Raw genomic sequence first — 26724 nt, forward strand, 5'->3', positions numbered from 1 at the left:
CTATTCCTGGATACCGTAATGTTCCAGCATCGCATCCAGCTGCGGCTCGCGGCCCCGGAAGCGTTTGAACAGCTCCATCGGCTCCTCTGAACCGCCGCGCGACAGGATGTTATCCAGGAAGGACTGCCCCGTTTCGCGGTTAAAAATGCCTTCCTCTTTAAAGCGCGACCAGGCATCCGCCGCCAGCACATCCGCCCACAGGTAGCTGTAGTAACCCGCCGCATAGCCGCCGGCGAAGATGTGGCTGAACGCATGCGGGAAGCGGCCCCATGCGGGTCCGGGCATCACCGCCACCTGCTTTTTGATCTCTTGCAGGGTTGCCAGAATCTGCGCGCCTTTTGCCGGATCGTATTCCGCATGCAGCCGGAAATCGAACAGACCGAACTCCAGCTGACGCAGAATAAAGAGCGCCGCCTGATAGTTTTTCGCGGCCAGCATTTTTTCCAGCAGCGCCTGCGGCAGCGGCTCGCCGGTCTCAAAATGACCGGAAATAAAGGCCAGCGCCTCCGGCTCCCAGCACCAGTTTTCCATAAACTGGCTTGGCAGCTCGACGGCATCCCACGGCACGCCGCTGATCCCGGAAACGCCTGGCGTTTCAATGCGGGTCAGCATATGGTGCAGCCCATGACCGAATTCATGGAACAGCGTGGTCACTTCATCATGGGTAAAGAGAGCCGGTTTGCCGTTCAGCGGACGGTTAAAGTTACAGGTCAGGTAGGCCACCGGTTTTTGCAGCGAGCCATCCGCCAGGCGCATCTGGCCCACGCAGTCATCCATCCATGCACCGCCGCGCTTATGCTCGCGCGCGTAGAGATCCAGGTAGAAACTGCCGCGCAGTTCGCCGTTTTCATCAAACAGATCGAAAAAGCGCACGTCAGGATGATAGACATCCACATCTTTACGCTCTTTGGCGGTGATGCCGTAAATGCGCTTCACCACCTCAAACAGGCCGTTCACCGCGCGATCTTCCGGGAAGTAAGGGCGAAGCTGCTCATCGCTGATGGCGTACAGATGCTGCTTCTGCTTCTCGCCATAATAGGTGAGATCCCACGGGTTCAGCTCATCAACGCCATACTCTTTACGGGCAAAGGCGCGTAGCTGCTCCAGTTCTTTTTCCCCCTGCGGACGGGCGCGTTTCGCCAGATCGCTGAGGAAGTCGATCACCTGGGCCGGATTTTCCGCCATTTTGGTGGCCAGGGATTTATCGGCGTAGGAGGAGAAGCCTAACAGCTGGGCCAGCTCATGGCGCAGCGCCAGCTCTTCAGCCATCACTTCACTGTTATCCCACTTCCCGGCGTGAGGCCCCTGATCGGAGGCGCGGGTAGAATAGGCGCGGTACATCTCTTCACGGAGCGCGGCGTTGTCGCAGTAGGTCATGACCGGCAGATAGCTGGGAATATCCAGCGTCAGCAGCCAGCCTTCCTGCTCTTTCGCTTCCGCCTGGGCTCTGGCCGCGTCAAGCGCGCTTTCCGGCATCCCGGAAAGGTCGTTCACGTCAGTCACCAGCTTGCTCCAGCCCATGGTCGCGTCCAGCACGTTGTTGCTGTAGGTAGAACCCAGCTCCGAAAGGCGCGAGGCGATCTCACCGTAGCGCTTCTGCTTCTCTTTCGACAGGCCAATGCCGGAGAGTTCGAAATCGCGCAGCGCATTGTCCACGGCTTTCTGCTGCGGCGCGCTCAGCGTCTCGTAGCTGTTCGCTTTCAGATCCCGGTAAGCCTGATAGAGGCCTTCATGCTGGCCTACCCAGGTGCTGTACTCGGAGAGCAGCGGCAGCGTCTGCTCATAGGCTTCACGCAGCTCGGGGCTGTTTTTTACCGAATTCAGGTGGCTGACCGGAGAAAACAGGCGGCCCAGGCGATCGTCAACTTCCGCCAGCGGCTGTACCAGGTTGTCCCAGGTGTAGGGCGCGCCCTGCGCCACCACGCTCTCTACCGCCGCGCGACACGCTTCCAGCGCCTGAGTAACGGCGGGCACAACGTGTTCGGGTTTGATGGCGGAAAAAGGAGGAAGCGTAAAAGAGGAAAGTAGCGGATTGGTCATAGCGCAGTCCTTGAAGTCATGATCGTGTATGTGCGTGGTTAAGCACGCGATTCAGTTAACATGAGGCTAACGGGGGCGAAAATCAATGGTCAGGCCGACCGGTAACGCATCCCGTCACGCAATTTGCCTGCCGGTAGCGCAAATTGCATACTTGCTGCGCCGCCCTTAACCTTTAAACTTTGTGGCGGTTAAAAACTTAACAGGGAGTGTCTTTATGTGGTACGTCCTCGCCGCATCGTTGTTTTTCCTTCCTTTTCATCGCGCAGCCTCGCTGACTTTGCTGGCTATCACGCTCGGGATGGCTATCTGGAACCAGACGCTGGCCCTGCCGGGTATCGGGGCGGTCGCCGTCCTGGGCGGGCTGGCGGTTTACCGCGTGGTGAAAGGTGATAACGCGCGCCTGCGGCAGGCCAGTGAGATGGTGCTGGTCGCCGGTTCGCTGGCGCTGATGCTGCATCTGCTGCCCGGCTTTGATAATCAGGCGATCGTGAAGGCGGTCAAAGCCGGCCCGGAAAGCGCGCCTTTCAGCTTCTACTTCAACCTCGACAAAGCGCTGGTCCCTTTCCTGCTGCTGGGCTGCCTGCCCACCCTGCTGAAGCGTCCGGCCTCACCGCCCAAAAATGCGCTATGGTGGCTGGTGCTGGTGCTGGCGATGCCACTGCTGCTGCTGCTGGCGACGCTAGCCGGCGGGCTGACGGTGGAACTGCATCAGCCCGCGTGGCTGGGCGCCTTTATGCTGGCTAATCTGTTCTTTGTGTCGCTGGCGGAAGAAGCGCTGTTTCGCGGTTATTTTCAGCAGCGGCTCACGCAGCGGTTGGGCAATCTCTGGGGCCTGCTGGGTGCCGCCATACTCTTTGGCCTGGCCCATTACCCAGGCGGCCCGCTACTGATCTTCTTTGCCACGCTGGCTGGCGTGATTTACGGACTGGCCTGGCTCTGGAGCGGCCGCGTCTGGGTTTCCACGCTGGTGCACTTCAGCTTTAATATGCTGCACCTGCTGTTTTTCACCTATCCGGTCTGGCAGCACCCGCCAGCCTGACAGCGCCTTTGGCCTGCTGCTGGCTGTCACGCTTTCACCTCGTGCCGCAGGGGCGGCACGTGCGTTTCCCCCTCTGACAGCGCCTTCCGCATGGCGCGTTATGTGCGGGTGAAAAGCGCCGATTTGTTCTCAAGCTTTCAGCCCATCCGCCGGCCATCCCTGATATAATCGCCCCTTCACGAGTTCTCATGCTTTTTCCTGCATCCACTGCTGTGCGCCGTTCTGTAGGTAATTCGTGAGGTAATAATTGTAATAAATTGACTCACCCTCAATTAAAGCCTTATAAATTCAACAGGATAGATAAAAATGCTCAGCTATCGCCACAGTTTTCATGCTGGCAATCACGCCGACGTGCTCAAACATACCGTTCAGAGCCTGATTATCGACGCGCTTATCGAGAAGGATAAACCTCTTCTTTACCTCGATACCCATGCGGGCGCGGGCCGCTATCTGCTGAGCGGCGAGCACGCCGAGCGCACGGGTGAATATATGGAAGGCATCGCCCGTATCTGGCAGCAGGATAACCTGCCGGCCGAGCTGGAAAGCTACATCTCCTGCATCAAAGCGCTGAACCCGAATGACAAACTGCGTTTCTATCCCGGTTCGCCGCTGATCGCCCGTCACCTGCTGCGTCCTTACGATCAGATGAGCCTGACCGAGCTGCATCCCAGCGACTACCCGATGCTGCGCACCGAGTTTTCAAAAGACGATCGCGCCCGCACCGAGCGCAGCGACGGCTACCAGCAGCTGAAGTCAAAACTGCCGCCGCCGTCGCGCCGTGGGCTGATCCTGATCGATCCGCCTTATGAAATTAAGTCTGACTATCAGGCCGTGGTGAAAGGCATTAAGGAAGGCTACAAGCGGTTTGGCACCGGCGTTTACGCCCTGTGGTATCCGGTGGTGCTGCGCCAGCAGATTAAGCGCATGTTCGCCGAGCTGGAGGCATCCGGTATTCGCCGTATCCTGCAAATTGAGCTGGCGGTCCGCCCGGACAGCGACCGCTTCGGCATGACCGCTTCCGGCATGGTGGTGATCAACCCGCCGTGGAAGCTGGAACAGCAGATGAATAACGTGCTGCCGTGGCTGCACAAGCATCTGGTGCCGTCAGGCAACGGTCACACCAAAGTCAGCTGGATTGTGCCTGAGTAACTTTTCCGCAGGAGGGGATAGTCTCCCCTCCTGAAAGCCGGCGCCGTTCGCTAAAGCCTGAACAGTGAAAAGTCGTGCGCCATCTCCGTTTCAGGAAAAATGGCGCGGCACTCCGCCAGCAGTCGCGCTGAATCCTCCCGCAGATAGCGCGAGCTGAGATGCGTCACAATCAGTTTTTTCGCCCCCGCTTCTCTGGCCGCCATCGCCGCCTGCACCGTTGAGGAATGGCCCCGTCCGTTAGCTTTTTCCTCCATTGCCGCCTCCAGCGTGGCTTCATGCACCATTACGTCCGCATCCGCCGCCAGTTCACGGGAGGCCGGGGTTGGACTGGTGTCGCCAAATATCGCCAGCGTCAGGCCCTTCACCGGCGGGCCGAGATAATCCCGGCCGTTAACGATGCGGCCATCCTCCATCGTCACCGTTTCGCCCCGCTTGAGCTGCTGAAACAACGCCCCCGGTTTAATGCCGTCGGCGAGCAGGCGCTTTGCGTCCAGCGCACCAGGTTTATCGTGTTCCTCAATGCGAAAGCCGTAGCACTCTACGGGATGCGTCAGCGGAAAGGCGGTCACGCGAAAATGCGCGTCGTTGAGGATTTCGCCCGCTTCTATCTCCACGATTGAAAGTGGAAAAGTCAGCCAGGAACCGCTCAGGCTCAGGCTGGTTTCGATAAACGTCCGTATGCCCTTTGGCCCATAGAGGGTGATGCCGTCGGTCACGCCGTTCATTGAGCGGCTGGTCAGCAGCCCCGGCAGGCCGAAAATATGATCGCCGTGCAGGTGAGTGATAAAAATCTTCTCAATTTTCCCCGGTTTGACTTCCGAACGGAGAATCTGATGCTGAGTCCCTTCGCCACAGTCAAACAGCCAGCATCCGCTACGGGTGCCCTGCAGATTCAGCGCAATGCTGGTCACGTTCCGGCGACGGCTCGGCGTACCTGCGCCGGTGCCTAAAAATAGCAGTTCCATTCGTTCCCTCAGTGACGGTGAATAAGCGGAAAACAGAAGCCCCGTGTGGTAAAACGGATTATCACCGAGTTTATCACGCCTGCCCTATCACAATCATAGACGCAAACTTTGCGGCAATTGACCGACTGGCGTTACACTCTACCGCAATTGCATTTACTCACTTACGGAACTCTTCCAATGACCAAACATTATGACTATCTTGCCATTGGCGGCGGCAGCGGCGGTATCGCCTCCATCAACCGTGCAGCCATGTACGGACAGAAATGCGCCCTGATCGAAGCGAAAGAGCTGGGCGGCACCTGCGTTAACGTCGGCTGCGTTCCTAAAAAAGTGATGTGGCACGCCGCGCAGATCGCCGAAGCGATTCATATGTATGGCCCGGACTACGGTTTTGATACCACGGTAAATAATTTTGACTGGTCCACGCTGGTCAAAAACCGCAGCGCCTATATCGATCGTATTCACACCTCCTACGACAACGTGCTGGGTAAAAATAACGTTGATGTGATCAGGGGTTATGCCCGCTTTGTTGATGCACATACCGTCGAAGTGAACGGTGAGAAGATCACCGCCGATCATATCCTGATCGCCACCGGCGGTCGTCCCGGACAGCCGACGATCCCCGGCGCCGAGCACGGCATCAACTCTGACGGCTTCTTCGAGCTGGATGCGCTGCCGAAGCGTACCGCCGTGGTCGGCGCGGGCTACATCGCGGTAGAAATTGCGGGCGTCCTTAACGCGCTGGGTTCAGAAACCCACCTCTTTGTCCGTCAGCATGCGCCGCTGCGCACCTTCGATCCGCTGATCGTGGAGACGCTGATGGAGGTGATCAACGCCGAAGGCCCAACGCTGCATACGCAATCTGTGCCGAAAGCCGTGGTAAAAAATGCCGACGGCACCCTGACGCTGCTGCTGGAGAACGGCAAAGAGCAGATCGTGGATTGCCTGGTCTGGGCGATTGGCCGCCAGCCGGAAACGGACAATCTGAACCTGGGCGTCACCGGCGTGCAGCTGAACGAAAAGGGCTATATCAACGTTGATAAGTTCCAGAACACCAACGTTCCCGGCATCTACGCCGTGGGCGACAACACCGGCGCGATCGAGCTGACCCCGGTTGCGGTTGCCGCAGGCCGCCGTCTGTCAGAACGTCTGTTTAACAACAAGCCGGATGAGCATCTGGACTACAGCAATGTGCCAACCGTGGTCTTCAGCCATCCACCTATTGGCACCGTGGGCCTGAGCGAGCCGGAAGCGCGGGAAAAATATGGCGATGAGGAAGTGAAGGTTTATAAATCCGCCTTTACCGCCATGTATACCGCCGTTACCCAGCACCGTCAGCCCTGCCGCATGAAGCTGGTCTGCGTCGGTAAAGATGAGAAGATCGTCGGCATTCACGGCATCGGTTACGGCATGGATGAAATGCTGCAAGGCTTCGCCGTGGCGCTGAAGATGGGCGCTACCAAGAAGGACTTTGATAACACCGTCGCCATCCACCCGACCGGGGCGGAAGAGTTTGTGACCATGCGTTAACAGCGTCGCCTTTTCAGAAAGGCATAACGCTTGTCAATCACGCGCCCGGGGCTAGCTGCTCCGGGCGCGTTTTCTTTTCTGCCGCAACAAAGTGCTACCGCGCTGGCGTTGAGGCAGAGGGATGTTCAGTCACGTCACCCTCGTATGCCTGGGAAAGCGCCGCCGCGTTCTCCTCCACCCAGCGATCCAGCGCCTGGATATGGGTGCTCAGCGAAACGCCCGTTTCCGTCAGCCGGTAAACCACTTTGGGCGGCACTTCTGGATAAGCCTGCCGGTGTACCAGCCCATACTGCGCCAGGCGCCGCAACGTCTGGATCAGCATCTTTTCTGAAATGCCCTGCACCCGACGGCGTAGCTCCGCCGTTCTTGCCGGTCCCTGCGTGGCCAGAGAGTGCAGCAGCAGCAGCGCCCATTTATCGGCCAGAACGCCCAGTATTTTCCTTGCCGGACAGGTTGCACTGAAGACGTTTGCCGTCGGTAATTCTTTCTGTTGTGGATTCATGCTGTTCCGGAAGCCTAAAACTTACCAAAAGGTAAGTACTTGCGTAAAAGTTCGAAGGGAATATGCTACGCCAGGTGACAATAATAATGAAAGGAGAAAAACCATGAAGCTTTACTACGTACCTGGTGCCTGTTCCCTGACTCAGCACATCATTCTGCACGAAGCGGGCATTGAGCATGAGCTGGTCAAAGTGGATCTGAAAACCCGACAGACGGAGAAGGGTGAGAATTACCTGGAGATCAACAGCAAGGGTTATGTTCCCGCGCTCCGGCTCGACAACGGCAAAGTGATGACCGAAGGCGTGGTACTTTCCCAGTATCTTGCGGACAGCAAACCGGAAGCCGGACTGCTAGCCGCTGAGGGGGAAGCGCGTTACGACACCCTGACATGGATGAGCTTTATCTCTACCGAGCTGCACAAAAATATGGGCGCACTCTTTAATCCGGCGGTGAAAGGAGAGTGGAAAGAGAACGTGCTGGCTACCCTTAACAAACGTCTGGCGTGGCTGGCCGCCTCATTAGGCCAAAAAGAGACGCTGACCGGCACTTTCAGCATCGCCGACGCTTACCTGTTTACCGTTCTGGGATGGGCGCGCATTGTCGGCGTCAGCCTTGACGCCTGGCCCGACATTCAGCGCTATCAGGCCGCTATTGCCAGCCGTCCTTCCGTTCAGGCTGCAATGAAGGCTGAAGGGCTTATCTGATCCTTTTGCCTGCCTGCGCGCCCGTCGTGGTATAGCCACGGGCGCGCTTTTCTGAACAAAGGATCACCTGCCGGCTCCAGTCTTCCAGCATCAGTCCCGCTATCCGCTCAAACTCCCTGACATTATTCGTTATCAGAACGGCACCGGTGGCAACGGCATGTCCGGCAATAGCCGTGCCGTTTGGGCCGATCGGCGTGCCGGCGGCAGCCAGAGCGGCTTTAATCCCGGTGGTGGCGTCTACCGCAGCGCGATCCCAGGGCAGCACGGCGTCGAGGTGAGCGCAGAAGGCATCAGCCAGTTGCCCGTGACACGACGAGGCCTTTTCACCCGCTCATGTATGTTGTGCAACAGCCCTGAAAAGCTTATCCGGAAGGAGAATGCAGAAGGAAAACGAAAAGCACTGTTTTTTTTCTGCTTCATTCGCGTATGATTGCAACAATTGGTAATACGAATGATTTGCATTTAATTACTTCGCGACTACGCATTCACTTTTCAGGAGAGAAAATGAAATTACGTCAGGCGTTCGCCTCCACGCTGGTTACCGCTGCCCTGCTTCTCAGCGGCTGTATGACGGCATTTGCGGCACAGGAACCGGCCACCCTTACTATTGAACACGCGCAGGGCACCACCCAGGTGCCACTGAATCCACAGAAGGTCATTATTCTCAGCCCCGCCACGCTGGATATTGCTGATGCGCTGGGCATCCCGGTGGCTGGCGTGCCGCAAAACAGCACGCACCTTCCCGCGTTTTTAGCAAAGTATAAGGGCAGCGAGTATCTGAATGCGGGTACGCTCTTTGAACCTGACTATGAGGCGCTGGCCACGGCACAACCGGAACTGATTATCGCGGGCGGCCGCGCACGCGACGCCTATGACAAGCTTAGCGACATCGCGCCAACCATTTCTCTGGACCTTGATCCGCAACATTTTGTCGCCAGCCTGACCGAGCGTACCGACCAGCTGGCCGCTATTTTTGGCAAACAGGCTGAGGCAAAAGCGCTGCTGGCTGCCTTCAACGCAAAAATCGCGGCGATTAAGGCGAAGTCTGCCGACGCCGGTTCAGCGATGGTGATCATGATCAACGGTGGAAAAATGTCAGCCTATACGCCGGGCTCGCGTTTTGGCTTCGTCTTTGATGCGCTGGGCTTTGAGCCAGCAACGTCTTTTAAGCAGACGGGCCGTCACGGTAACGTGGTCTCATCAGAATTTATTCTGCAAACCAATCCTGAATGGCTTTTTGTGCTAGATCGCGATAACGCTATTGGCCGCAACGAGGGGCAGTCCGCTCAGCAGGTGCTGGATAACCCGCTCATCCGCAAAACGAACGCCTGGCAGCATAAGCACATTGTCTACCTCGATTCCAGCTCGCTTTATATCGCCGGTGGTCTGCAAAGCTACACCCAGCTGATGGATAAAATCAGCGCGACGCTGGATCAGGCAAAACAGGAACAGTAAGCGCGCGCCATGAAAAGTCTCGGTTTCGTAACGGGCCTGGCAGCGCTGCTCGGCCTGATGACCTGGAGCCTCTTTGTGGGCGCGGGACAGATGACCCTACAGGGCGTCTGGAGCGATGCGGATATGCGCGACATTTTCCTGATCAGCCGCGTTCCGCGCACGCTGGCGCTGCTGCTGGCCGGTAGCGCCATGAGCGTGGCCGGACTGATCATGCAGATGCTGACGCAAAACCGCTTCGTCGAACCTTCTATTGCGGGCACCACGCAGTCGGCCAGCCTTGGCCTGCTGCTGGTGATGATCTTTAATCCTGCCGCCCCGGTCCTGCTCAAAATGGGCGTTGCCACAGTGTTCGCCATGGGCGGCACCGCGCTGTTTATGCTGCTGCTACAGCGTATGCGCATAAAGTCCCCGCTTATGGTGCCGCTCACCGGCATTATGCTGGGGGCGATCATCAGTGCGGTTACCACCTTTCTGGCAATGGAATTTGATCTGCTGCAGTCGCTGGGCGGCTGGGAGTCGGGGGATTTTTCCGGCGTGTTGCAGGGACGCTATGAGCTCTTGTGGATTGTCGGTGCGCTGACGCTGCTGGCGATGCTGATTGCCGATCGCTTCACCGTGGCGGGAATGGGTAAAGATTTCTCCGTTAATATCGGCCTGAACTATCAGTACATCTTGCTGGCGGGAATGGCGATTGTCTCGGTGATCGGCGGCGTGGTGGTCGTGGTGGTTGGCGCCCTGCCTTTCCTGGGCCTGATCGTGCCGAACATTATCAGCCTGGCGATGGGCGATAATCTGCGACGCACCATTCCCTGGGTTGCGCTCTGCGGCGGCGGGCTGGTGGTATTCTGCGATATTATCGGTCGCCTGATCGTCTATCCCTTTGAAATCCCGGCCAGCGTCATTTTAGGCGTCATCGGCGCGGTGGTTTTCCTGTACTTACTGCTGAGGACTTAACGCTATGCAGGCTGACTCTTCCTCACCGGCCCTGCCCGTAACCCCTCTGCAACCGCGCTTCAGCACGCCGGCCAGGCGTCTGATGCTGCTGGCTGCGCTGGCTTTACTCTCCGTCGTGCTGTTTATGACGATCGGCCTGAAGGGCAATGTGCACTATATCCTGGTTCATCGTGGGCTCATTCTCGCCACCATGCTGCTGGTCGCATTTGCCTCGGGCGTGGCCACGCTGCTCTTCCAGACCGTCACCAATAACCGCATTCTGACGCCCTCAATTATGGGGCTGGAAGCGCTTTTTATCCTGATCCAGACCGCCCTGATCTTTTTTGTCGATGCCGACGGCTTCCGGGTGCTGGGTATTGTCGGGAAGTTTCTGTGCGAAGCCCTGCTGCTGCTGCTGTTTTCCGTCGCGCTCTACCGCTGGCTGCTGGGCGGGCTGGGCGTTAATCTGCACCGCGTGCTGCTGACGGGCCTGATTTTCGGTACGCTGTTCCGCAGCCTCTCCACCCTGCTGCAACGTCTGCTTTCACCGGGAGAATTTGCGATTTTACAGGGGCGCATGTTTGCCACCTTTACCCGTGCGGCTCCCGAGATCGTCGCCGTTGCCGTGCTGATTGTGGCCGCCGTGGCGATACTGGTCTGGCGTATGCGGCATGAACTGGATGTGCTGGCGCTGGGGCGGCACGCCGCGATCAATCTGGGCGTGGCTTATCAGCAAAAAGTGATTGCCATTCTGCTGCTGGTTTCGCTGCTGGTCGCCGTCTCAACGGCGCTTGTCGGGCCGCTAACGTTCCTGGGGCTGCTGGTCGCTAACCTTGCCTGGCAGATCCTCGGCTCGCACCGCCATCAGTACCTGCTGCCCGGCGTATTTCTGACGGCGGTCATTACGCTGGTGGGTGGTCAGCTCGTTCTGGAACGTATGCTGGATATGGCAGGAACGCTCTCCGTGGTGATTGAGTTCACCGGGGGCGCGCTGTTTCTCTATCTGTTGATCAAAAAGGCCGCGTTGTGATTGAAATTAATGGAGTGGTAAAGAAGTATCAGGAAACCACCGTTCTGAATCAGGTGAGCGAAATCATCCCGCAGGGCGGCATTACCTCAATTATCGGGGCTAACGGTGCCGGCAAATCCACCCTGCTCTCCATTATGAGCCGGCTTCTTAAGCCGGATGGCGGCAGCGTCAGCGTCAACGGGCTGGATGTGGAAAAGACGCCGGGGAAAACGCTGGCCACGGTGCTTTCTATCCTGCGGCAGGAGAACCATTTCACCAGCCGTCTGACGGTGTACGATTTGGTCAGTTTTGGACGCTATCCCTATAACCAGGGGCGTTTCACCACAGAGGATCGCCACTATATTGAGAGCGCGATGGCCTTTCTCGACCTCCTTCCGCTACGGGAACGCTACCTCGACGAACTTTCAGGCGGCCAGCGCCAGCGCGCCTTTGTGGCAATGGTCCTCTGCCAGGATACGCAGTACGTGCTGCTTGATGAACCGCTGAATAACCTGGATATTAAGCACAGCGTGGCGATGATGAAGCAGCTGCGCAGGGCGGCGGATGAGCTGAATAAAACCATCGTACTGGTTATTCACGACATCAATTTCGCCTCCGCCTATTCCGACCATATCATCGCGATGAAGGGAGGAGAGATCCTCTACCGGGGCGCACCAGCGGAAATCATGACGGCGGAGAAGATCGAGCATATTTTTGACACCCAGGTCGCCATTGAACAAGTGAACGGCTGCTATATCGCCGTTTATTACCGGTAATCAGCGCCCGTTTCACCCTCAGGTGAGCATGTACCGCCGCCTTCTTTGATGGATGCCGCTGCGTTACACCAGTTTCAGACGATGCAAAACCTGGCTGATGCTGTTACCGGCGTGGCAGCTGACGGGAAAGGCGATGGATGCGCCGGATAGCACGGCAACGCCCCGCTTTCTGCAATACTTCCGGGGCGTCACCGAAATTTAAGTCAGAGACTGACTGAAAGCTTCAGCAAACTATCTCTTATTCACTGCGTACCTTCAGGAATGCGGGCAATCACTTTGATCTCAAAATCGAAGCCGGCGAGCCAGTTTACCCCCACCGCCGTCCAGTTTGGATAAGGGGCCTGCGGAAAGAGCTCCTGCTTGACCGCCATAACCGTGGCGAACTGATTTTCCGGGTCGATATGAAACGTGGTGACGTCAATGAGATCGTTTAACCCACATCCCGCCGCCTCCAGGGTAGCCTGCAAGTTGTCAAAAGCGAGCCTGACCTGTGCGGCAAAATCGGGTTCCGGGGAACCGTCTTCCCGGCTGCCAACCTGCCCGGAAACAAACAGCAAATCGCCCGAGCGAATCGCCGCAGAGTAACCATATTGTTTATACAGATCGTGGCGGCCGGCAGGATAAATCGTTTCTCTTTTAAGCATGAGTGACCTCTTCTTTGTGAGATAGCAGCAAGGATGGTAAAGTGCGTCTTTCATCTGATATACAGTTCGTATGTAGAATTAATAGCACATACGTTCCGTATGTCAAAAAATAAATACGTCGCGTATATGAAAGTGGAGTGTTTGCATGGCAGTCAGACGTCGCGCTGAAATGATGGAAGAGAACCGGCTTAAGCTGATCGCTGCGGCACGCAAAACCTTTGCGGAAAAGGGCTTCGCCGCATCATCGATGGATGAGCTGACGGCAAGCGCCGGCCTGACGCGTGGCGCGCTGTATCATAATTTCGGCGATAAACGGGGCCTGCTGGCCGCCGTAGTAGCTCAGCTTGACGGCGAAATGGCGCAGCGGGCAAAAGAGGTAGCCAGTACGGCTACCGAAGGCTGGGAACGGCTGGTAGCCGAAGGATCGGCCTATATCAGAATGGCGCTCGATCCCGAGGTACAACGTATCGTGCTACTGGACGGGCCCGCTTTTCTTGGCGATCCCTCAAGCTGGCCAAGCCAGAACGCCTGTCTTGAAGCCACCCGCCACGCTGTGGCTGAGATGGTCAGTAAGGGCATTCTGAAGCCGGTCGATGTGGAAGCGGCGGCCCGGTTGCTTAACGGTGCGGCGCTGAATGCTGCATTATGGGTAGCGGCCGCTGAAGAACCCGATCTGAGACTGCCAAAAGCGACGGAGGCATTTGTGCTGATGGCTGAGGGGCTGCGTCTTTAAGGCATTCGCTTCTGTCGGTTCAGTCTGCCTGCCCCTCAGCGCATAGTTCAGCAACAGGTGCCGGCAGACCCTGATAAAATGGCCTGGTTTTATCAGAAGTGCCGACCTGACTCTCCCGACAGGAGCATCATCTCCATGCGGAATAACACCTTCTTACTTTTTCGTGGAGCAGCAGACAATCCCGAAGATAATCAGCAGCAGCGTAATGATGTGATAACCCTCAAAGCTATTACCAAGAAAAACGATCCCCATCAGTCCCCCCGATAAGGGGATTAAATGAGTGTAAATTTCACTTCGGGTAGTACCAATCAGCGACACGCCTTTGCTCCAGAAAACATATGAGAGCCATGACGGAAAGATAATCAGATAGAGAATACCAGCGATAACCAACGGCGATAGCCTGTAGATCACGCCGTGAAAATCCGTCGCCAGCGCGGCATGGAATAAAAATATTGGAATCAATATGATTGTACCCAGCAATGAGCTGAAAGCGACAAACGAAGTATTGCTGACCTGTTTGTTTTTTAGCCGCAACAGCGCGCAGTAAAACGCCCAGCTTAATGCGGAAATAATGGTCAGCACATCGCCCCAGCCAAAGGCGTGCATACCGCCAGCACCGCCGGCACTGGAAAAGGCAAGATAAATGACGCCCGCCGTACTGGCGATAACGCCAATAATATTTCTGGCCGAGATGCGCTCATGGAAAATACAGTAATTAATGAATAAAACCAGACAGGGTGTACTGGAAATATAAATAGCTGCGTTGAGGGATGACGTATATTGCAATCCAATATAGAGGCTGAGCGGGAAGCTGACCTGGCCCAGGAAAGCGAACGCCAGGTTAATGCCCAGGTTGTGCCATAAAAGAGGTATATCGCGGCAAAATGCCTGCCAGTAAAGCGCAACCATAAGCAACGTTGTTCCTCCCCAGCGGATAAGGCTTAAGCCATAGGGGTCAATATACTGCACTAATATATGCCCAATAACGTAGTTTCCTCCCCAGAATAGTGCCGCCAGCGCCAGTAATAAATAAGCCATATGCCACCTCCCTGATAAATAACTGCCAGTAATCCTTTCCGACCAGACAGGCTAACAAAATGCATATAATTTTTTCATTAACTGGCTATAGTAACATTCTGCGAATGGCAGAATGAATAAAATGCTTTTCATGTTGCGGATTTTTTACAACTTTATTAAAAAATATCATAAGTTCACTCAGCCCCATATTAAGTATTGATGGTGACATGTTCATTATTATGTTTAGCTTTATGTACGCTTACCGCGCCTAAATGCTCTGCTTGTTAATCGTAAAGCCATATAAAGTTTGAAATTGTGATTAACCTCAAAAAAACAATTCTCTTTTCATGGGATAAAAACAGGCACAGGCGCTTCCTGAGTGCTTAATGCCTTCACCTTTATGATATGCTGCCCTGTCGGGTATCGTTTCAAGGAAAGTTTACCCGCTAAAGTCCCCTGTCCGGGGTTGCGGAGAAGTTCAGTGGTGCAATATAAACGCGCCGGTGGGAAAATCACATCAGGACCGTTATCCCGTTATTTTTTTCAGCCTTAATAGAGTGCTGACGCCATTTTTTGCAATAGCTATCGCTTTATTCCCAGCAGTTCTTCGCTAAAGAGTCTCTGTATGAGCATTGGGGCAGGTGAAGATTGGGTTGTAGTCGGTATTACGTCATCGCTGATAAAGCAGCCCCATAACCTGAGACTATGGGGCTGTAATGATTGTAATTTTATTTTTAAAGTAATACCTGGTGTTGACGTACACCACCTTTTTAGTCTTTTCCGGCTGAAGTTAAAAGGGTATTTTAATGTAAGGTTCACTTTGTGTAGGGTTCAATTAATGTAGGAGTGGTATGATGAAAGGATATTCAGCCCCTGAAAAATTAATTAGTCTGTTTGAAAATGATAACGTCGTTGGCTGGGCCATAAAAGATACCCATTCAAACTTCGTTTATGCGAATAAAGCATTAAAACAGTGGCAAATGCTCTCACCAAAATATAACTATGAAGGAAAAAATATCAAAGATATGCCCGTTCCTGTTGCCGAATTTTCCGATCTGTTCGCAAAACAGGAAAGATATATAGAGCTTACGGGCAATGCGGTCAGGGCGATAACCACCCATATCCAGGGCAAAGAGAAGATAATGCAGCCGGCTTACAGCATCCAGGAACCCTTATTTGATGAAAACCATATTTGCACAGGTACGGTTATCAGCGTAAGGCATGTTAATATCATCACCCCGACCTCGTTATTTAATGGGAAAATAAATCAGCATGCGACGTTCCAGGCACCCTCAGATTTTTTCACCGAGAAAGAGTGGGAAGTGGTTTACCTGCTCCAGTGCAACCTGAGCCTGAAAGAGATCGCTGGCGTGCTCGGCATTTCTGTGGATGCCGTTAATGGCAGGCTGAGAAGCTGCTATAAAAAAGCCGCCGTCAGCGCCGCCTCTTCGCTGATTGAGTATTGCCGAAGCCAAAACTTTGATAATTACATCCCTCTGTTTTTCCTGAAAAAAGGTCATATCATCATTACCGGGTAAACACGAATGGAATTTTACTTCGACAAATCGCTGTTCGGCTGGGCAATCAAAGATACCCGGTCCAGGTATGTTTACGCTAATGATTTAGCCTGCCGCTATTTCAGGGTAAGAAAAAGCGCGTTAACAGGCTGCACGGATGCGGACCTGATCCCGGCCTTACACCATGCCTGTAAATATATTTTGCAGGATGACAGGAAAATTCTCTCCACGCATAAAATGAGTATCGCCCTGAAGGTTTTCGATTACGGCGGCAAAGGAAAAATTAGCGCCTATCGGGTTGAGAAACGTCCCTGGACGTTGCCGGACAAATCGCCTGCCATTATTTGCACCTATATTGAACTGACCAACGTCTATCTTTCAACTTTTCTCCATCAGCATGACAGAAGACCTCTGGTTTTTACCCCGCCCTCGGCGTTATTTACGGACCGGGAGTGGGAAGTGATTCTCTTACTGTTATGCGGGGTGAAACGAAAGGTTATGGCCACCACGCTGGGCATCAGCGGCCTGACGCTAAGGAACAGGATCTCCCGCTGTTGTGAAAAGGCGGGCGTCGTTAATCAATCCGTACTGACAGAGCATTGTTTCGCTAACGGCTGGGATAATTATGTCCCCCCCTTCTTTCTGAAGCAGGGTTACATCAGCCTGAGTTAGCGGGCCGCGCCTGGCTCCGCGGACGCGTATTGCCCGCGAAAGGTCTTTCGCCATTCGGCAGGGCTGACGCCAAGCTTCTGCCGGAACAGCTGGCGAAAGGTGATGGCTGACTGAAAACCCGCTAATCCGGCAATCTGCTCGATGGGTAAGGCCGTCGTTTCAAGCAGCTCCTGGCTACGATGAAGGCGCTCTGCGGTGATCCACTCGCCGATGGACAGGCCTGTCGCCTTCATAAAGTGCCGGGTCAGCGTTCTGCGGCTCATGGAAAGCTTGCTGGCCAGCGAATCGATATCGTGGCTCTGTTGCAGATTACCTCGCAGATAATCCAGCAGCCTGTTAATCCGGCTGTCGGTGGTGCTATGGGGTACCGGATGCTCAATATACTGGGCCTGCCCGCCCTCACGGTGCGGCGGTGTGACCATCCTTCTGGCCACCTGGTTTGCCACCCTGCCGCCAAACCGCTGGCGGATGACATAGAGGCAGCAGTCGAGCGCGGCGGCGGTTCCCGCCGAGGTAATGATGCCGTTATCCTCCACATAGAGCACGTTGACATCCAGCTGAACCTCCGGGAACCGTTGTTGAAAATCCTTTTCAAACTCCCAGTGCGTGGCAGCCCGATGTCCGTCCAGCAGGCCGGCGTAGGCCAGCACAAAGGTGCCGAGGCAGAGTCCGACGAGGCTGGCACCGTTTTCCCTGGCGGTGACCAGCGCATTCAGTAATGAAGAGGCGGGTTTCTCGTGAATTTTGTCCCAGAATGGGACGATCACAATGTCGGCCGTTGCCAGGGCTTCAAAGCCGTAATCCGCCCGTACCGCCGTGCCTTCTTTTGACCAGACTAACCCCGGCTTCTCTGCACAGATCAGCCGCGTGAAAAGAGGTTTGTCAGTGACGGTGTCGCCGAAAAGGATCAGCGGTATTGAGAAGTGAAACGTACTGAACCCTTCGGTAGCGACTATCGCAACGCTGCTTATGGACATACTCTCCTCCCCCACCACACCCGTAAATTCAGAAAGCGATCGTTTCACCATCGGCCGGCGCGCTGACCAGCGCATCGATCTGATTGATCTGCGCATATGCCAGCACCGCTTTTCGGGTAACCAGGCAGTGGTTTACCGCTTCCATATGCGTCGCGACAATCTTAGCTTCTGGCAGAATCATATGGGTTTTCAGAATATCTTCTTTACCGAAAATAATTGGGCCATAACCCAGTTTATGCGCCCAGCCCGTGTTCAGAATCACCACGCCAGGGGTATATTTCCGCATGTTATCCGCGACGGCATTGATCCAGATGGAATCACCGACCAGATAGAGCGTTTTTTCGGAGGGATGGCGGAAGAGCACGCCGCTGGAATCGCCCAGAATGGCAGCCAGCTGCGGGTTAGCGTAGGCTTCATCGGAACCGTGCTGGCACGCCGTTTTGATCAGATCAATATCCCCAAACGTTGTGCTGGCCGTAAGCACCTGAAGATGAGTAAAGCCCTGAGAATGGAGGAGTTCCCTGTCATTCTCATTCTGAACATAGATGGGCTTATCTTTGGAGATCTGTGCGACAGCCGCCTCGTCCCAGTGATCCTGATGGGTATGCGTGACGATAATGGCATCCACATCGAGCAGAGTAGCGACATCCACCGGCAGATCGACCATGGGATTACGGATCAAGGAATTGACCGTGCCTTCAAAGCCGGGCCAGGCGTCTTTATCAGACAGCATAGGATCAATCAGAAATTTTTTACCCGCAAAAGTAATTACCTGGGTCGCGTTACGAACCTGCATAATTTTCATCGCCCTGCTCCTGTTATTCATACGGTGCCGGCATGGCCCGTTCTCATAATTATCCGCTCTTCAGGCGACGAAACCATTGTCCCGCAGGTCAGTTAACGATGGAATTGGGTCAATTTAACCACACCCCGCCTCGCGATGCTGGTTGCGGTAATCTTTCGGGGTAACGTTGAAATGCTTCTTGAAAACCCGCTGAAAACACTGCTGCGATGAGAAGCCCAAATCGGTTGAGATGGTCATGATGGTTTTATGAGAACTGACCAGACATTTGGCTGCTTCATCCAGCCTGCGGCTGCGAATGAAGGTGCCAAGCGTAATACCTTTTTGCTCTTTGAATGCACGTTGCAGGTGCCATTTTGAGTAACCTGACCGGGCCGCCACGTCCTCGATATTTAACCCATCATCAAGATGGGCTTCAATCCAGTCGGTAATAACGTCGACAATTTCACCTTTCACTTACTTCTCTCCTCCGACAGGCATGCTGCATATCACGCCCGCCGTCCCCGCCAGGGAATGCGATTATATATCTAATTAACTGATTTTTAATTATAAAATAAAATAAGGCTGTCGATTATACGGGCAGCCTTATTCTCATGGCGTGGATGGTATAAAGAAGCGTAAAATAGTTCAAATAGATAATATAAATCTCGGTATATAGATTACATCTATAAAGGCGCATTATGTTAGATCTCAATTTAGTCCGCGTATTTACCGCTATCTACGAAACGCGCAGCGTCAGCGGCGCGGCCGATCGTCTGTTTATTACCCAACCCTCGGCCAGTTATGCCTTAGCCCGCCTGCGGGCCGAAACCAACGATGAGTTGTTTAAGCGCAGCCGCAAGGGCATGGAGCCAACGCCAACGGCAGTCCATCTCTATAAGGTGTTTAAAAAGTCCCTGACCGGCATTGAGAAAGCAGTCGCGGAAACGCGCACTTTTTCGCCCGGCACGTCACAGCACAAGTTCCGTCTGGCCCTGTCCGATCTGGGTGAACTGCTGCTGCTGCCAAAGCTGATTATGCATATGCGGCAGGTGGCGCCCGGTATCCGGCTGGAAGTGCTGCCGGTGGATATGACCCGGCTGGACGAATGGCTGCTGACCGGCCGCATCGACGCCGCCATCTGTAGCCGCAATGAGTCCGTCTCCTCCGCCCAGCGCGAACTGATGATTTACGAGCGCTATGTCTGCCTGCTCAACGTTAACCATCCCCGCATCGGCGACACGCTGTCGCTGGATGACTATTTGCAGGAGCAGCACGTTGTCGTCTCCGCCACCAGCGGCCACCACATTGTTGAGGACCGCCTGAAGGAGTTCGGGCTTGAACGGGAAATTGCCGTGGAAGTGCCGCACTTCGCCGCGCTGGGTGAGCTGATCGCCTCCAGCGAGCTGCTGGTCACGCTTCCCTCAAGCGCGGCCAGAATCTATGCCCAACGCGGTAATGGCCGCGTACTGGAGCTGCCTTTTCAGGTGCCAAACCAGGAGGTGTTTCTCTACGGGCATACTGAGATCGGGGATATCACAGCGAAAAGCTGGTTTTATAAGGTGCTGAAAGTGGCAGGCCCGCAGATGTTTGCCCCCTGATCCGCACAGCACGCCGATCCGTCGATAAGCCTTTCCCGGCGCACCCGGCCAGGAAGAGGCGGCGCAGGCTTAACCAGAAGTGCGGCAAACTGAGAAGGCGTTGATCTTCGCTGCAAAAACCTTCAACGTAGCCTTTTGTTATCCATCTGCCACGGCCACCGTCCGCGGCGGGCTTAATATGGAGTTTACCCGTGTCGCTGACCCTTCTGACGCAGCTGGCTGATATCCCCGCCAGTCAGTGGGATGCTCTTCTCCCTGACGGCGGCCCTTTTACCCGGCACGCTTTTCTCAGCACGCTGGAAGAGAGTGGCTGTCTTGGCCAGGGGACGGGCTGGCAGCCTGAGCATCTTCTCTGGTGTGAACAGGACGAAGTGCTGGCCGCCATGCCCGGCTACCGTAAAAGCCATTCGCGGGGTGAGTACGTATTCGATTTTGCCTGGGCAGAAGCCTGCCAGCGCGCGGGCGTGCCCTACTATCCCAAATGGCTGGCGGCCGTTCCCTTCAGCCCGGTCACCGGCGCCCGCCTTCTGGGCAGTGCCGAAGCGGGGCGGAAGCTGGTCGCGGCGCTCCCCGGTTTTCTTCAGCAGCGCGGATTGCTCAGCGCCCATATCAATTTCAGCGATCGCCATGCCCATACGCTGCTTAGCGAAGAGGCGCACTGGCTTGCCCGCCTGGGCTGCCAGTATCACTGGCACAATCCGGGCTACCGGGACTTCCAGGATTTTCTCGACACGCTGATGTCGCGCAAGCGCAAGCAGATCCGCAAAGAGCGAGAGCTGGTCGCCAGCCAGGGCTTTGCATTTGAATGGCTGACCGGAGGGCAGTTAAGCGAAGCCCACTGGGATTTCGTCTATGCCTGCTACGCCAATACCTATGCCGTGCGCGGGCAGCGGCCTTATCTGACCCGGTCATTTTTCAGCCTGCTGGCGGAAAAGATGCCGGAGGCGATCCGGGTGGTTTTGGCCACCCAGAATGGCCTGGCGGCCGCGATGGCGTTCAGTCTGGTTGACGGCACCACGATTTATGGCCGCTACTGGGGCTGCCTGGAGGAGTTCAACCGGCTGCACTTTGAAACCTGTTTTTATCAGGGGATGGATTACGCCATTGCCAACGGCCTGACGCGCTTCGACGCCGGAGCCCAGGGCGAGCACAAGCTGGTGCGCGGCTTTGAGCCGGTGATTACCGAATCCTGGCATTATCTTCGTCATGAGGGGCTACATGAGGCGGTTGCGGGCTTTTTGCAGCAGGAGCGTGAAGGCGTACTTGCCTGGGCGGAAGAAGCCCGCGACTCTCTGCCCTACCGGCGTGACGGCGAAACCGGTTGAGCAGGCGTGGCGTCGCAGCGGTTAGAGGATCACGCCACGCGCTGAAGATGATGCATCCCTCTGCATCAGCAGGCAGATCGACGGATAAAATACCGGGGCGCTTCCGGGCAGCCGCGACGTCAATCTGGCTGAATTGGCGGACAGCCGACCTCAGGTGGTCAGTAGAGTATGCAGCGCCTGGAGATCGCGCTGCACCCATTCGCTATCCTGCTTAAACTTTTCGTCGGACATGAATGGCTGGCGAAACAGGGTGATCAGTACTTCGGCACCCTCCTGATTGCCCACCACGCGCATCGGCACATAAATCTCCTTGCCGGAGCCAGTATCGATGTAGTGATCCATCACGCCGAAAGAGTTGTGGTCGGTGAAGCGAATTTTCACCGTGCCTTCCGGTCCGACAGTCTTCCAGTAGTGACCTTCCTGCACCAGAGGAGAATGGCTGAGCCCCGACGCCCAGTGGGGAAAATAGTCCGGTTTCCAGATCGTTTCATACAGGTCAACCCAGTTACGCGGAATGGTCAGACTGAGTGTCTGCGATGGCAGCATGGAACCTCCTGAACAGTTTAGGTTACTGGATTTAACCATTCAGGCAGCAAGATGGAAAGCGTCGCGGTCTGCAATCGGCTGGGTTTCAGGCCGGTACTTGCCGTTTTCCCCTCATCATTTATCAGCAACAACGGGAAATAACCGCCACCATGGCGGCGAATTACTATACTGAAGCGGCAGCCAAACGCTCAGCAATCCGGAGTTAATGATGAAACTGAACCGCGCCCTTGCCGCATTGAGCCTCATTTTTTCCAGCGTCGCGTTTTCACAAAGCGTGCAGCCGCTGATCTTTCAGCCTAAACCGGACAACGTAGTCCTTACCCCTGCAGCTGACCGCTGCAACATCTCAATCTGCCAGCAGGATTGTTATGTTGCGAACAGCCGCTGTGACCGCAACGATAACAGTGGCTGCGGCGCAAAAATGCAGGCCTGTTTGCAGGCCTGCACATCACAGTGTCGTTAACCTCAGGATTTATTTAAATCCTGAATCAGCGTCTGGTTGAATTTTTCCGGCTCTTCCATCTGCGGGGCGTGCCCCATGCCGTCAAATTCTATCAGCGTGGACTGCGGGATCAGGGCAGCGACCTCTTTACCCAGCACGTTATAGTGGCCGATTTTCGCCTTGATCTCCGGCGACGCAATATCGCTGCCGATAGCGGTCGTATCTGAGGTACCGATAATAAGCGTGGTCGGCATCTTCAGGTCTTTAAATTCATAGTAGACCGGCTGCGTAAAGATCATGTCGTACTGCAAGGCGGAGTTCCAGGCGACGATCTCTTTGCCGGGCCCCGCATTCAGACCAGCCAGCATGTCGACCCAGCGATCGTATTCCGGCTTCCAGCGTCCATCGTAGTAGGTTTTCTTCTCGTAGGCTTTGATGCCGGCCGCGGTGGTTTTCAGCTCGCGCTGATACCATTCATCCACGCTACGCCAGGGGACACCTTTGGCTTTCCAGTCTTCCAGACCAATCGGGTTAACCATCACCAGTTTCTGCACTCCCTGCGGATACATCAGGGCGTAGCGCGTCGCCAGCATGCCGCCGGTTGAGTGCGCCACCAGCGACACCTTGTCGATATTCAGGCTGTCGAGCAGCTGGTGGGTATTCTCCGCCAGCTGATGGAAGCTGTACTGATAATGCTGCGGTTTGGTTGAGGTACAGAATCCAATCTGATCGGGCGCGATGACCCGGTAGCCCGCCTCGCTCAGCGCATCAATCGTATCCTGCCAGGTGACGCCGCAAAAATTTTTGCCGTGCATCAGTACGGCAGTACGGCCATTTGCGGTGCCTTTGGGCTTAACGTCGATGTAGCCCATTGTCACAGGCTGCTTTTGCGAGGTGAAAGCGAATTTCTGAACAGTATACGGAATATCAAAGCCCTGTAGTTCCGGGCCGTACTGCGGCGTGGTTTCAGCGGCAGAGGCCCCAAAGGCGATGAGGGCGCTCAGCATAGCCAGGCGGCGAAGGGGTTTTGACACGATCGGCTCCTTTTAAAATTTACAAAATGTTGAAATATTGCAAGGTGATGTGACGCAGGCTTAACCATAGCGGAAAAAAAGAGGGAAAAAAGAGGAAATGGGCATGGACGGGGCGAGTAAGCGCTATTCTGACAAAACTTTTCACAAACAGACTGTCACGTTCTTTAACAAAAAAAGCGCTACGCGCTGGCGCATCAGCGTTTTCAGGATAAAGTTAACGTTTACGCCTGCGGGTAATAGGGGATATACATGCTGAATAACACAGGTTGGATGGTTTCGCTGCTCTGGCTGCGCTTATGCACCATTCTGGAACCCAGAGCCTCAGCACGATCCAGTTTTTATATGCAGGCCTGATTGCGGAGAGCCAAGGTGCCAGAGGCACCTTAGCGTCGACGCGCTTTATTATGCTATCGGTGCTTGAAGTCGATCACCATCCTGCCTTTGATTTTTCCTTCCAGCATTTCGCTAAAAATCGCATTAATCTCTTCAAGCGGCCTTTTGGTCACTTTTGGCACCACTTTGCCTTCGGCGGCAAACTGAAAGGCTTCGGCCAAATCCTCTCTTGTCCCGACCAGCGATCCCACCACCTCAATGCCATCCAGCACCAGCCGGGGAATATTCAGGCTCATTGATTCCGGCGGCAGACCGACGGCCACGATACGCCCCCCTGCGCGCATCGCATCCACGGCGGAGTTGAACGCCGCTTTGGCTACGGCGGTCACAACAGCCGCGTGCGCGCCGCCCGTTTTCTCCTGGATCACTTTAGCGGCATCTTCTTTCAATGAGTTCACCACCAGATCGGCCCCCATTTCGGTCGCAAACTGTAGCTGGGCATCATTGATATCCACCGCGATGACCTTCGCGTTGAAGACATTTTTAGCATATTGCAAGGCAAGGTTGCCCAAACCGCCCAGGCCGTAAATAGCGATCCATTTTCCGGGCTGAATACCGGAAACCTTCACCGCTTTATAGGTTGTCACGCCTGCGCAGGTCACGCTGCTGGCGGCAGCCGGATCCAGCCCTTCCGGCACTTTTACGGCATAATCGGCCACCACAATACACTCTTCGGCCATACCGCCATCAACGCTATAGCCGGCGTTCTGGACGCTACGGCACAGCGTTTCGTTACCGGTGGTGCAGTATTCACAGTGGCCGCAGCCTTTATAAAACCATGCCACGCTGGCGCGATCGCCCACTTTCAACGCGCTGACGCCCGGGCCAATCTCCTTCACGATGCCGATGCCTTCATGGCCCAGTATCACCCCGGTTTTGTCACCGAAATCCCCATTCTTGACGTGAAGATCGGTATGGCAGACGCCACAACATTCCATTTTCAGCAGCGCTTCACCGTATTCCAGCGCCCGCAGCGTTTTATCAACCACGTCGACGGTATGATCTTTATTTACCACAGCAGCTTTCATCGTCCTGTCCTCTCTGAAGGTTGAACTCCCCCTTCACTATAGAGCGCTTTAAGAACTTCACTTTGATTCTTCGCAGGGAAAGCGGCGTAGCGATCGGGAGCCAATTAAATTTCAGAGTTGAGATATGCATTCAGGAAAATTGAAACGGCTTTTTATAAAATCAGTGAAGTGAGGACGCATTCTCTTTATGCTGATGTCATCCGCCGCTGAGGCCTGGCAACGATGCAAAGGTTTTCCGTTCGCCATCGCTCTACGTTAGCTCCATCCCCCGACGCAAGCCGGGCGTACAGGTTGGCTTAACAGGATGGTTATTATGACAACACGTAAACCAGGGACGCTGAATTACCTTGCTTATGGCTCAGGCGATTTTCTCGGTGCGGGCACGATGGCACTTACCTCGGCCTGGCTTTTGTATTTTTACACGACTTTCTGCGGCCTCAGCCCTATAGAGGCGACCTCCATTTTCGCGCTGGCGCGCGTGGTGGACGGGGTGGTCAGTCCGCTGATGGGCTATCTGACCGACCATTTCGGCTCCACCCGGCCTGGCAAACGCTTTGGTCGCCGCAAGTTCTTTATTCTGACCGGTATTCCGCTGGTATTCAGCTACAGCCTGATGTGGGTTGGCGACATGACCTATGTCTATTACCTGCTGACTTACCTCTTCTTCGAGATAGTCTATACCTCCATTCTGGTGCCGTATGAAACGCTGGTGCCGGAGATGACCGATGACTTTAAGCAGAAAACAAAATTTTCCGGCGCCCGCATCGCGCTGGCGCAGCTCTCCGCCATCCTGGCCGCTTTCCTGCCGGGCGTGCTGCTGAGCTATTTCGGCAAAGACAATGCCATCTCGTTTTTTTACTCAAGCCTGGTGTTTTCGGTGATCTGCGCCGGCGTACTGACGCTGGTCTATCTCTATACCTGGGAGCGACCCGCGCAGAAGAAATCGACGGCCGCGCTGGAGGCGGAGCAACAGAAACTGACGCTGAAACAGAGCCTGTCACGCCTGAAGGTCGAGCTGACCTCCACCTTGCGCGTGCGTATTTTCCGCCAGCATCTGGGTATGTATCTTGGCGGCTATATCGCCCAGGACGTCTTTAACGCGGTGTTCACCTATTACGTGGTTTTTGTGCTGATGCAGAGTGCGACGGTGGCGTCAAACCTGATGGGTACTATGGCGATTATGCAGTTCGTGGCGGTTATCGGCCTGATCCCGCTCTGCATCCGCTTTGGCCCGGCGCCCTCCTACCGTTTTGTCGTGGTGCTGTTCGGCCTGAGCGCAGCCTCATACGGCCTGCTTTACGCTGCCGGACTGAGCGATGTCTTCTCGCTGCTGCTGCTGATTTCCGCCGTGGCGGGACTGGGTCGCGGCGGCATCAACTACGTGCCCTGGAATATCTACACCTACATTTCCGACGTGGATGAAGTGATTACCGGGCAGCGCCGCGAGGGTATTTTCGCCGGCATTATGACGCTGACGCGCAAAGCCTCTCAGGCGGGCGCCGTGATGCTGGTCGGTATCGTGATGCAGATTTCCGGCTTCGTGGCGGGCAAAAGTGAACAGACCACTACGGTGAGCCATACGATCCTCGCCATTCTCTGCGTCGGTACGCTGATCGTCCTTTGCATGGGCTTCATGGTTTCGCTGCGCTTTAAGCTCAACCTCGCCACGCATCAAATCCTGCGTGAGGAAACGGAAAAAATGCGCGCAGCGGGCGATGTCGTGCCGAATAACATTACCCCTCAGGCGCGGGCCACCGTCGAAATGCTGGCCGGGCTGCCCTATGAGTCGCTCTGGGGCAATAACAATATTGGGTATCTGAACCGTAATAAGCCCGCTGCGAAGCCGCTGTCCGATCGTCCGGCAGCCCCGCTGGCAGAACGACCATCGGATACTTTGACCCATTGATTTCATC

The 26724-nt window shown here is 55.2% G+C and carries 25 protein-coding genes and 1 pseudogene; 14 read left to right on the forward strand and 12 right to left on the reverse strand.

Features of this window, described 5'->3' with window-relative positions:
• Positions 1-2040, reverse strand: coding sequence for an oligopeptidase A (prlC, locus tag AAH446_RS12000; RefSeq protein ID WP_342906917.1), 2040 nt, complete (start codon positions 2038-2040; stop codon positions 1-3).
• A 214-nt stretch (positions 2041-2254) separates the two neighbouring features.
• On the opposite strand from prlC, the gene AAH446_RS12005 reads away from it, so the two are divergent.
• Both AAH446_RS12005 and AAH446_RS12010 read left to right on the forward strand, forming a co-directional pair.
• Positions 2255-3079, forward strand: a complete 825-nt coding sequence (locus AAH446_RS12005; RefSeq protein WP_342906918.1) for a CPBP family intramembrane glutamic endopeptidase — start codon at positions 2255-2257, stop codon at positions 3077-3079.
• Positions 3080-3385: 306 nt separating this feature from the next.
• Complete coding sequence (locus AAH446_RS12010) at positions 3386-4228, forward strand: 23S rRNA (adenine(2030)-N(6))-methyltransferase RlmJ (protein WP_342906919.1); 843 nt, start codon at positions 3386-3388, stop codon at positions 4226-4228.
• A gap of 50 nt (positions 4229-4278) precedes the next feature.
• Here the strand turns inward: AAH446_RS12010 and rnz are convergent, their stop codons facing one another.
• A complete protein-coding gene (rnz, locus tag AAH446_RS12015; protein WP_342906920.1) occupies positions 4279-5193 on the reverse strand; it encodes a ribonuclease Z in 915 nt (304 codons plus the stop codon).
• A gap of 177 nt (positions 5194-5370) precedes the next feature.
• On the opposite strand from rnz, the gene gorA reads away from it, so the two are divergent.
• Positions 5371-6723: a glutathione-disulfide reductase gene (gorA, locus tag AAH446_RS12020; protein WP_342906921.1), complete on the forward strand. Its 1353-nt coding sequence runs from the start codon at positions 5371-5373 to the stop codon at positions 6721-6723.
• A gap of 94 nt (positions 6724-6817) precedes the next feature.
• Here the strand turns inward: gorA and AAH446_RS12025 are convergent, their stop codons facing one another.
• Complete coding sequence (locus AAH446_RS12025; RefSeq protein WP_342906922.1) at positions 6818-7225, reverse strand: winged helix-turn-helix transcriptional regulator; 408 nt, start codon at positions 7223-7225, stop codon at positions 6818-6820.
• Between the two features lie 103 nt (positions 7226-7328).
• Between AAH446_RS12025 and gstA the strand changes: the two genes are divergently transcribed.
• Positions 7329-7928 carry a glutathione transferase GstA gene (gene gstA / locus AAH446_RS12030; RefSeq protein ID WP_342906923.1) on the forward strand — a complete coding sequence of 200 codons (600 nt, stop codon included), beginning with the start codon at positions 7329-7331 and terminating at the stop codon, positions 7926-7928.
• Here gstA and AAH446_RS12035 read toward each other — a convergent pair.
• Positions 7921-8256 (reverse strand): annotated as a pseudogene (locus tag AAH446_RS12035) (PIN domain-containing protein); the annotation flags it as partial. The gene gstA and the pseudogene AAH446_RS12035 sit on opposite strands and share 8 nt — an antisense overlap.
• A gap of 239 nt (positions 8257-8495) precedes the next feature.
• Between AAH446_RS12035 and AAH446_RS12040 the strand changes: the two are divergent.
• The 4 genes from AAH446_RS12040 to AAH446_RS12055 all read left to right on the forward strand — a co-directional run bounded on the left by AAH446_RS12040 (position 8496) and on the right by AAH446_RS12055 (position 12101).
• The gene (locus AAH446_RS12040) at positions 8496-9383 is read left to right on the forward strand and encodes a siderophore ABC transporter substrate-binding protein (protein ID WP_463322811.1); all 888 of its coding nucleotides are present in this window, start codon (positions 8496-8498) and stop codon (positions 9381-9383) included.
• A gap of 9 nt (positions 9384-9392) precedes the next feature.
• Positions 9393-10337, forward strand: coding sequence for an ABC transporter permease (locus AAH446_RS12045; protein ID WP_342906925.1), 945 nt, complete (start codon positions 9393-9395; stop codon positions 10335-10337).
• A gap of 82 nt (positions 10338-10419) precedes the next feature.
• On the forward strand, positions 10420-11346 hold the full coding sequence (locus tag AAH446_RS12050) for an iron chelate uptake ABC transporter family permease subunit (protein ID WP_342907126.1): 927 nt from the start codon (positions 10420-10422) through the stop codon (positions 11344-11346).
• Positions 11343-12101, forward strand: coding sequence for an iron ABC transporter ATP-binding protein (locus AAH446_RS12055; protein ID WP_342906926.1), 759 nt, complete (start codon positions 11343-11345; stop codon positions 12099-12101). The genes AAH446_RS12050 and AAH446_RS12055 overlap by 4 nt, the downstream gene beginning before the upstream one ends.
• A gap of 242 nt (positions 12102-12343) precedes the next feature.
• On the opposite strand, the gene AAH446_RS12060 is transcribed toward AAH446_RS12055, so the two are convergent.
• Positions 12344-12745, reverse strand: a complete 402-nt coding sequence (locus AAH446_RS12060; RefSeq protein WP_342906927.1) for a RidA family protein — start codon at positions 12743-12745, stop codon at positions 12344-12346.
• Between the two features lie 145 nt (positions 12746-12890).
• Between AAH446_RS12060 and AAH446_RS12065 the strand changes: the two genes are divergently transcribed.
• Complete coding sequence (locus tag AAH446_RS12065) at positions 12891-13478, forward strand: TetR/AcrR family transcriptional regulator (protein WP_342906928.1); 588 nt, start codon at positions 12891-12893, stop codon at positions 13476-13478.
• Between the two features lie 153 nt (positions 13479-13631).
• On the opposite strand, the gene AAH446_RS12070 is transcribed toward AAH446_RS12065, so the two are convergent.
• Complete coding sequence (locus AAH446_RS12070) at positions 13632-14516, reverse strand: DMT family transporter (protein WP_342906929.1); 885 nt, start codon at positions 14514-14516, stop codon at positions 13632-13634.
• 830 nt (positions 14517-15346) lie between these two features.
• Between AAH446_RS12070 and AAH446_RS12075 the strand changes: the two genes are divergently transcribed.
• Both AAH446_RS12075 and AAH446_RS12080 read left to right on the forward strand, forming a co-directional pair.
• Positions 15347-16033: a helix-turn-helix transcriptional regulator gene (locus AAH446_RS12075; protein WP_342906930.1), complete on the forward strand. Its 687-nt coding sequence runs from the start codon at positions 15347-15349 to the stop codon at positions 16031-16033.
• A 6-nt stretch (positions 16034-16039) separates the two neighbouring features.
• Positions 16040-16684, forward strand: coding sequence for a helix-turn-helix transcriptional regulator (locus tag AAH446_RS12080; protein WP_342906931.1), 645 nt, complete (start codon positions 16040-16042; stop codon positions 16682-16684).
• On the opposite strand, the gene AAH446_RS12085 is transcribed toward AAH446_RS12080, so the two are convergent.
• The 3 genes from AAH446_RS12085 to AAH446_RS12095 form a co-directional block, all read right to left on the reverse strand.
• A complete protein-coding gene (locus AAH446_RS12085; protein ID WP_342906932.1) occupies positions 16681-17661 on the reverse strand; it encodes a GlxA family transcriptional regulator in 981 nt (326 codons plus the stop codon). The two genes, AAH446_RS12080 and AAH446_RS12085, sit on opposite strands and share 4 nt — an antisense overlap.
• 28 nt (positions 17662-17689) lie before the next feature.
• Entirely contained in the window at positions 17690-18466 is a 777-nt protein-coding gene (locus AAH446_RS12090; protein WP_342906933.1) for an MBL fold metallo-hydrolase, read from the reverse strand.
• Between the two features lie 114 nt (positions 18467-18580).
• Positions 18581-18919 (reverse strand): helix-turn-helix domain-containing protein, encoded by a 339-nt coding sequence (locus tag AAH446_RS12095; protein WP_342906934.1) that lies wholly within the window; start codon positions 18917-18919, stop codon positions 18581-18583.
• Positions 18920-19143: 224 nt separating this feature from the next.
• On the opposite strand from AAH446_RS12095, the gene AAH446_RS12100 reads away from it, so the two are divergent.
• Both AAH446_RS12100 and AAH446_RS12105 read left to right on the forward strand, forming a co-directional pair.
• The gene (locus AAH446_RS12100; protein ID WP_342906935.1) at positions 19144-20043 is read left to right on the forward strand and encodes a LysR family transcriptional regulator; all 900 of its coding nucleotides are present in this window, start codon (positions 19144-19146) and stop codon (positions 20041-20043) included.
• A gap of 191 nt (positions 20044-20234) precedes the next feature.
• On the forward strand, positions 20235-21368 hold the full coding sequence (locus tag AAH446_RS12105) for a GNAT family N-acetyltransferase (protein WP_342906936.1): 1134 nt from the start codon (positions 20235-20237) through the stop codon (positions 21366-21368).
• A 150-nt stretch (positions 21369-21518) separates the two neighbouring features.
• Here the strand turns inward: AAH446_RS12105 and AAH446_RS12110 are convergent, their stop codons facing one another.
• The 3 genes from AAH446_RS12110 to adhP all read right to left on the reverse strand — a co-directional run bounded on the left by AAH446_RS12110 (position 21519) and on the right by adhP (position 24811).
• Entirely contained in the window at positions 21519-21914 is a 396-nt protein-coding gene (locus AAH446_RS12110; protein WP_342906937.1) for a polyketide cyclase, read from the reverse strand.
• A 465-nt stretch (positions 21915-22379) separates the two neighbouring features.
• Positions 22380-23363 carry an alpha/beta fold hydrolase gene (locus AAH446_RS12115; protein ID WP_342907127.1) on the reverse strand — a complete coding sequence of 328 codons (984 nt, stop codon included), beginning with the start codon at positions 23361-23363 and terminating at the stop codon, positions 22380-22382.
• A 434-nt stretch (positions 23364-23797) separates the two neighbouring features.
• Entirely contained in the window at positions 23798-24811 is a 1014-nt protein-coding gene (gene adhP, locus AAH446_RS12120) for an alcohol dehydrogenase AdhP (protein ID WP_342906938.1), read from the reverse strand.
• 304 nt (positions 24812-25115) lie between these two features.
• Between adhP and AAH446_RS12125 the strand changes: the two genes are divergently transcribed.
• Positions 25116-26717, forward strand: coding sequence for an MFS transporter (locus AAH446_RS12125; RefSeq protein WP_342906939.1), 1602 nt, complete (start codon positions 25116-25118; stop codon positions 26715-26717).
• Positions 26718-26724 lie beyond the last annotated feature (7 nt).

Source organism: Erwinia psychrophila, assembly GCF_039023475.1.
GTDB lineage: Bacteria > Pseudomonadota > Gammaproteobacteria > Enterobacterales > Enterobacteriaceae > Erwinia.

Excerpts from the sequence above, each read along its gene's own strand:
- prlC (WP_342906917.1), bottom strand. The coding sequence starts at position 2,040 with ATGACCAATCCGCTACTTTCCTCTTTTACGCTTCCTCCTTTTTCCGCC.
- AAH446_RS12005 (WP_342906918.1), top strand. The coding sequence starts at position 2,255 with ATGTGGTACGTCCTCGCCGCATCGTTGTTTTTCCTTCCTTTTCATCGC.
- AAH446_RS12010 (WP_342906919.1), top strand. The coding sequence starts at position 3,386 with ATGCTCAGCTATCGCCACAGTTTTCATGCTGGCAATCACGCCGACGTG.
- rnz (WP_342906920.1), bottom strand. The coding sequence starts at position 5,193 with ATGGAACTGCTATTTTTAGGCACCGGCGCAGGTACGCCGAGCCGTCGC.
- gorA (WP_342906921.1), top strand. The coding sequence starts at position 5,371 with ATGACCAAACATTATGACTATCTTGCCATTGGCGGCGGCAGCGGCGGT.
- AAH446_RS12025 (WP_342906922.1), bottom strand. The coding sequence starts at position 7,225 with ATGAATCCACAACAGAAAGAATTACCGACGGCAAACGTCTTCAGTGCA.
- gstA (WP_342906923.1), top strand. The coding sequence starts at position 7,329 with ATGAAGCTTTACTACGTACCTGGTGCCTGTTCCCTGACTCAGCACATC.
- AAH446_RS12040 (WP_463322811.1), top strand. The coding sequence starts at position 8,496 with ATGACGGCATTTGCGGCACAGGAACCGGCCACCCTTACTATTGAACAC.
- AAH446_RS12045 (WP_342906925.1), top strand. The coding sequence starts at position 9,393 with ATGAAAAGTCTCGGTTTCGTAACGGGCCTGGCAGCGCTGCTCGGCCTG.
- AAH446_RS12050 (WP_342907126.1), top strand. The coding sequence starts at position 10,420 with ATGCTGCTGGCTGCGCTGGCTTTACTCTCCGTCGTGCTGTTTATGACG.
- AAH446_RS12060 (WP_342906927.1), bottom strand. The coding sequence starts at position 12,745 with ATGCTTAAAAGAGAAACGATTTATCCTGCCGGCCGCCACGATCTGTAT.
- AAH446_RS12065 (WP_342906928.1), top strand. The coding sequence starts at position 12,891 with ATGGCAGTCAGACGTCGCGCTGAAATGATGGAAGAGAACCGGCTTAAG.
- AAH446_RS12070 (WP_342906929.1), bottom strand. The coding sequence starts at position 14,516 with ATGGCTTATTTATTACTGGCGCTGGCGGCACTATTCTGGGGAGGAAAC.
- AAH446_RS12075 (WP_342906930.1), top strand. The coding sequence starts at position 15,347 with ATGATGAAAGGATATTCAGCCCCTGAAAAATTAATTAGTCTGTTTGAA.
- AAH446_RS12080 (WP_342906931.1), top strand. The coding sequence starts at position 16,040 with ATGGAATTTTACTTCGACAAATCGCTGTTCGGCTGGGCAATCAAAGAT.
- AAH446_RS12085 (WP_342906932.1), bottom strand. The coding sequence starts at position 17,661 with ATGTCCATAAGCAGCGTTGCGATAGTCGCTACCGAAGGGTTCAGTACG.
- AAH446_RS12090 (WP_342906933.1), bottom strand. The coding sequence starts at position 18,466 with ATGAAAATTATGCAGGTTCGTAACGCGACCCAGGTAATTACTTTTGCG.
- AAH446_RS12100 (WP_342906935.1), top strand. The coding sequence starts at position 19,144 with ATGTTAGATCTCAATTTAGTCCGCGTATTTACCGCTATCTACGAAACG.
- AAH446_RS12110 (WP_342906937.1), bottom strand. The coding sequence starts at position 21,914 with ATGCTGCCATCGCAGACACTCAGTCTGACCATTCCGCGTAACTGGGTT.
- AAH446_RS12115 (WP_342907127.1), bottom strand. The coding sequence starts at position 23,363 with ATGCTGAGCGCCCTCATCGCCTTTGGGGCCTCTGCCGCTGAAACCACG.
- adhP (WP_342906938.1), bottom strand. The coding sequence starts at position 24,811 with ATGAAAGCTGCTGTGGTAAATAAAGATCATACCGTCGACGTGGTTGAT.
- AAH446_RS12125 (WP_342906939.1), top strand. The coding sequence starts at position 25,116 with ATGGTTATTATGACAACACGTAAACCAGGGACGCTGAATTACCTTGCT.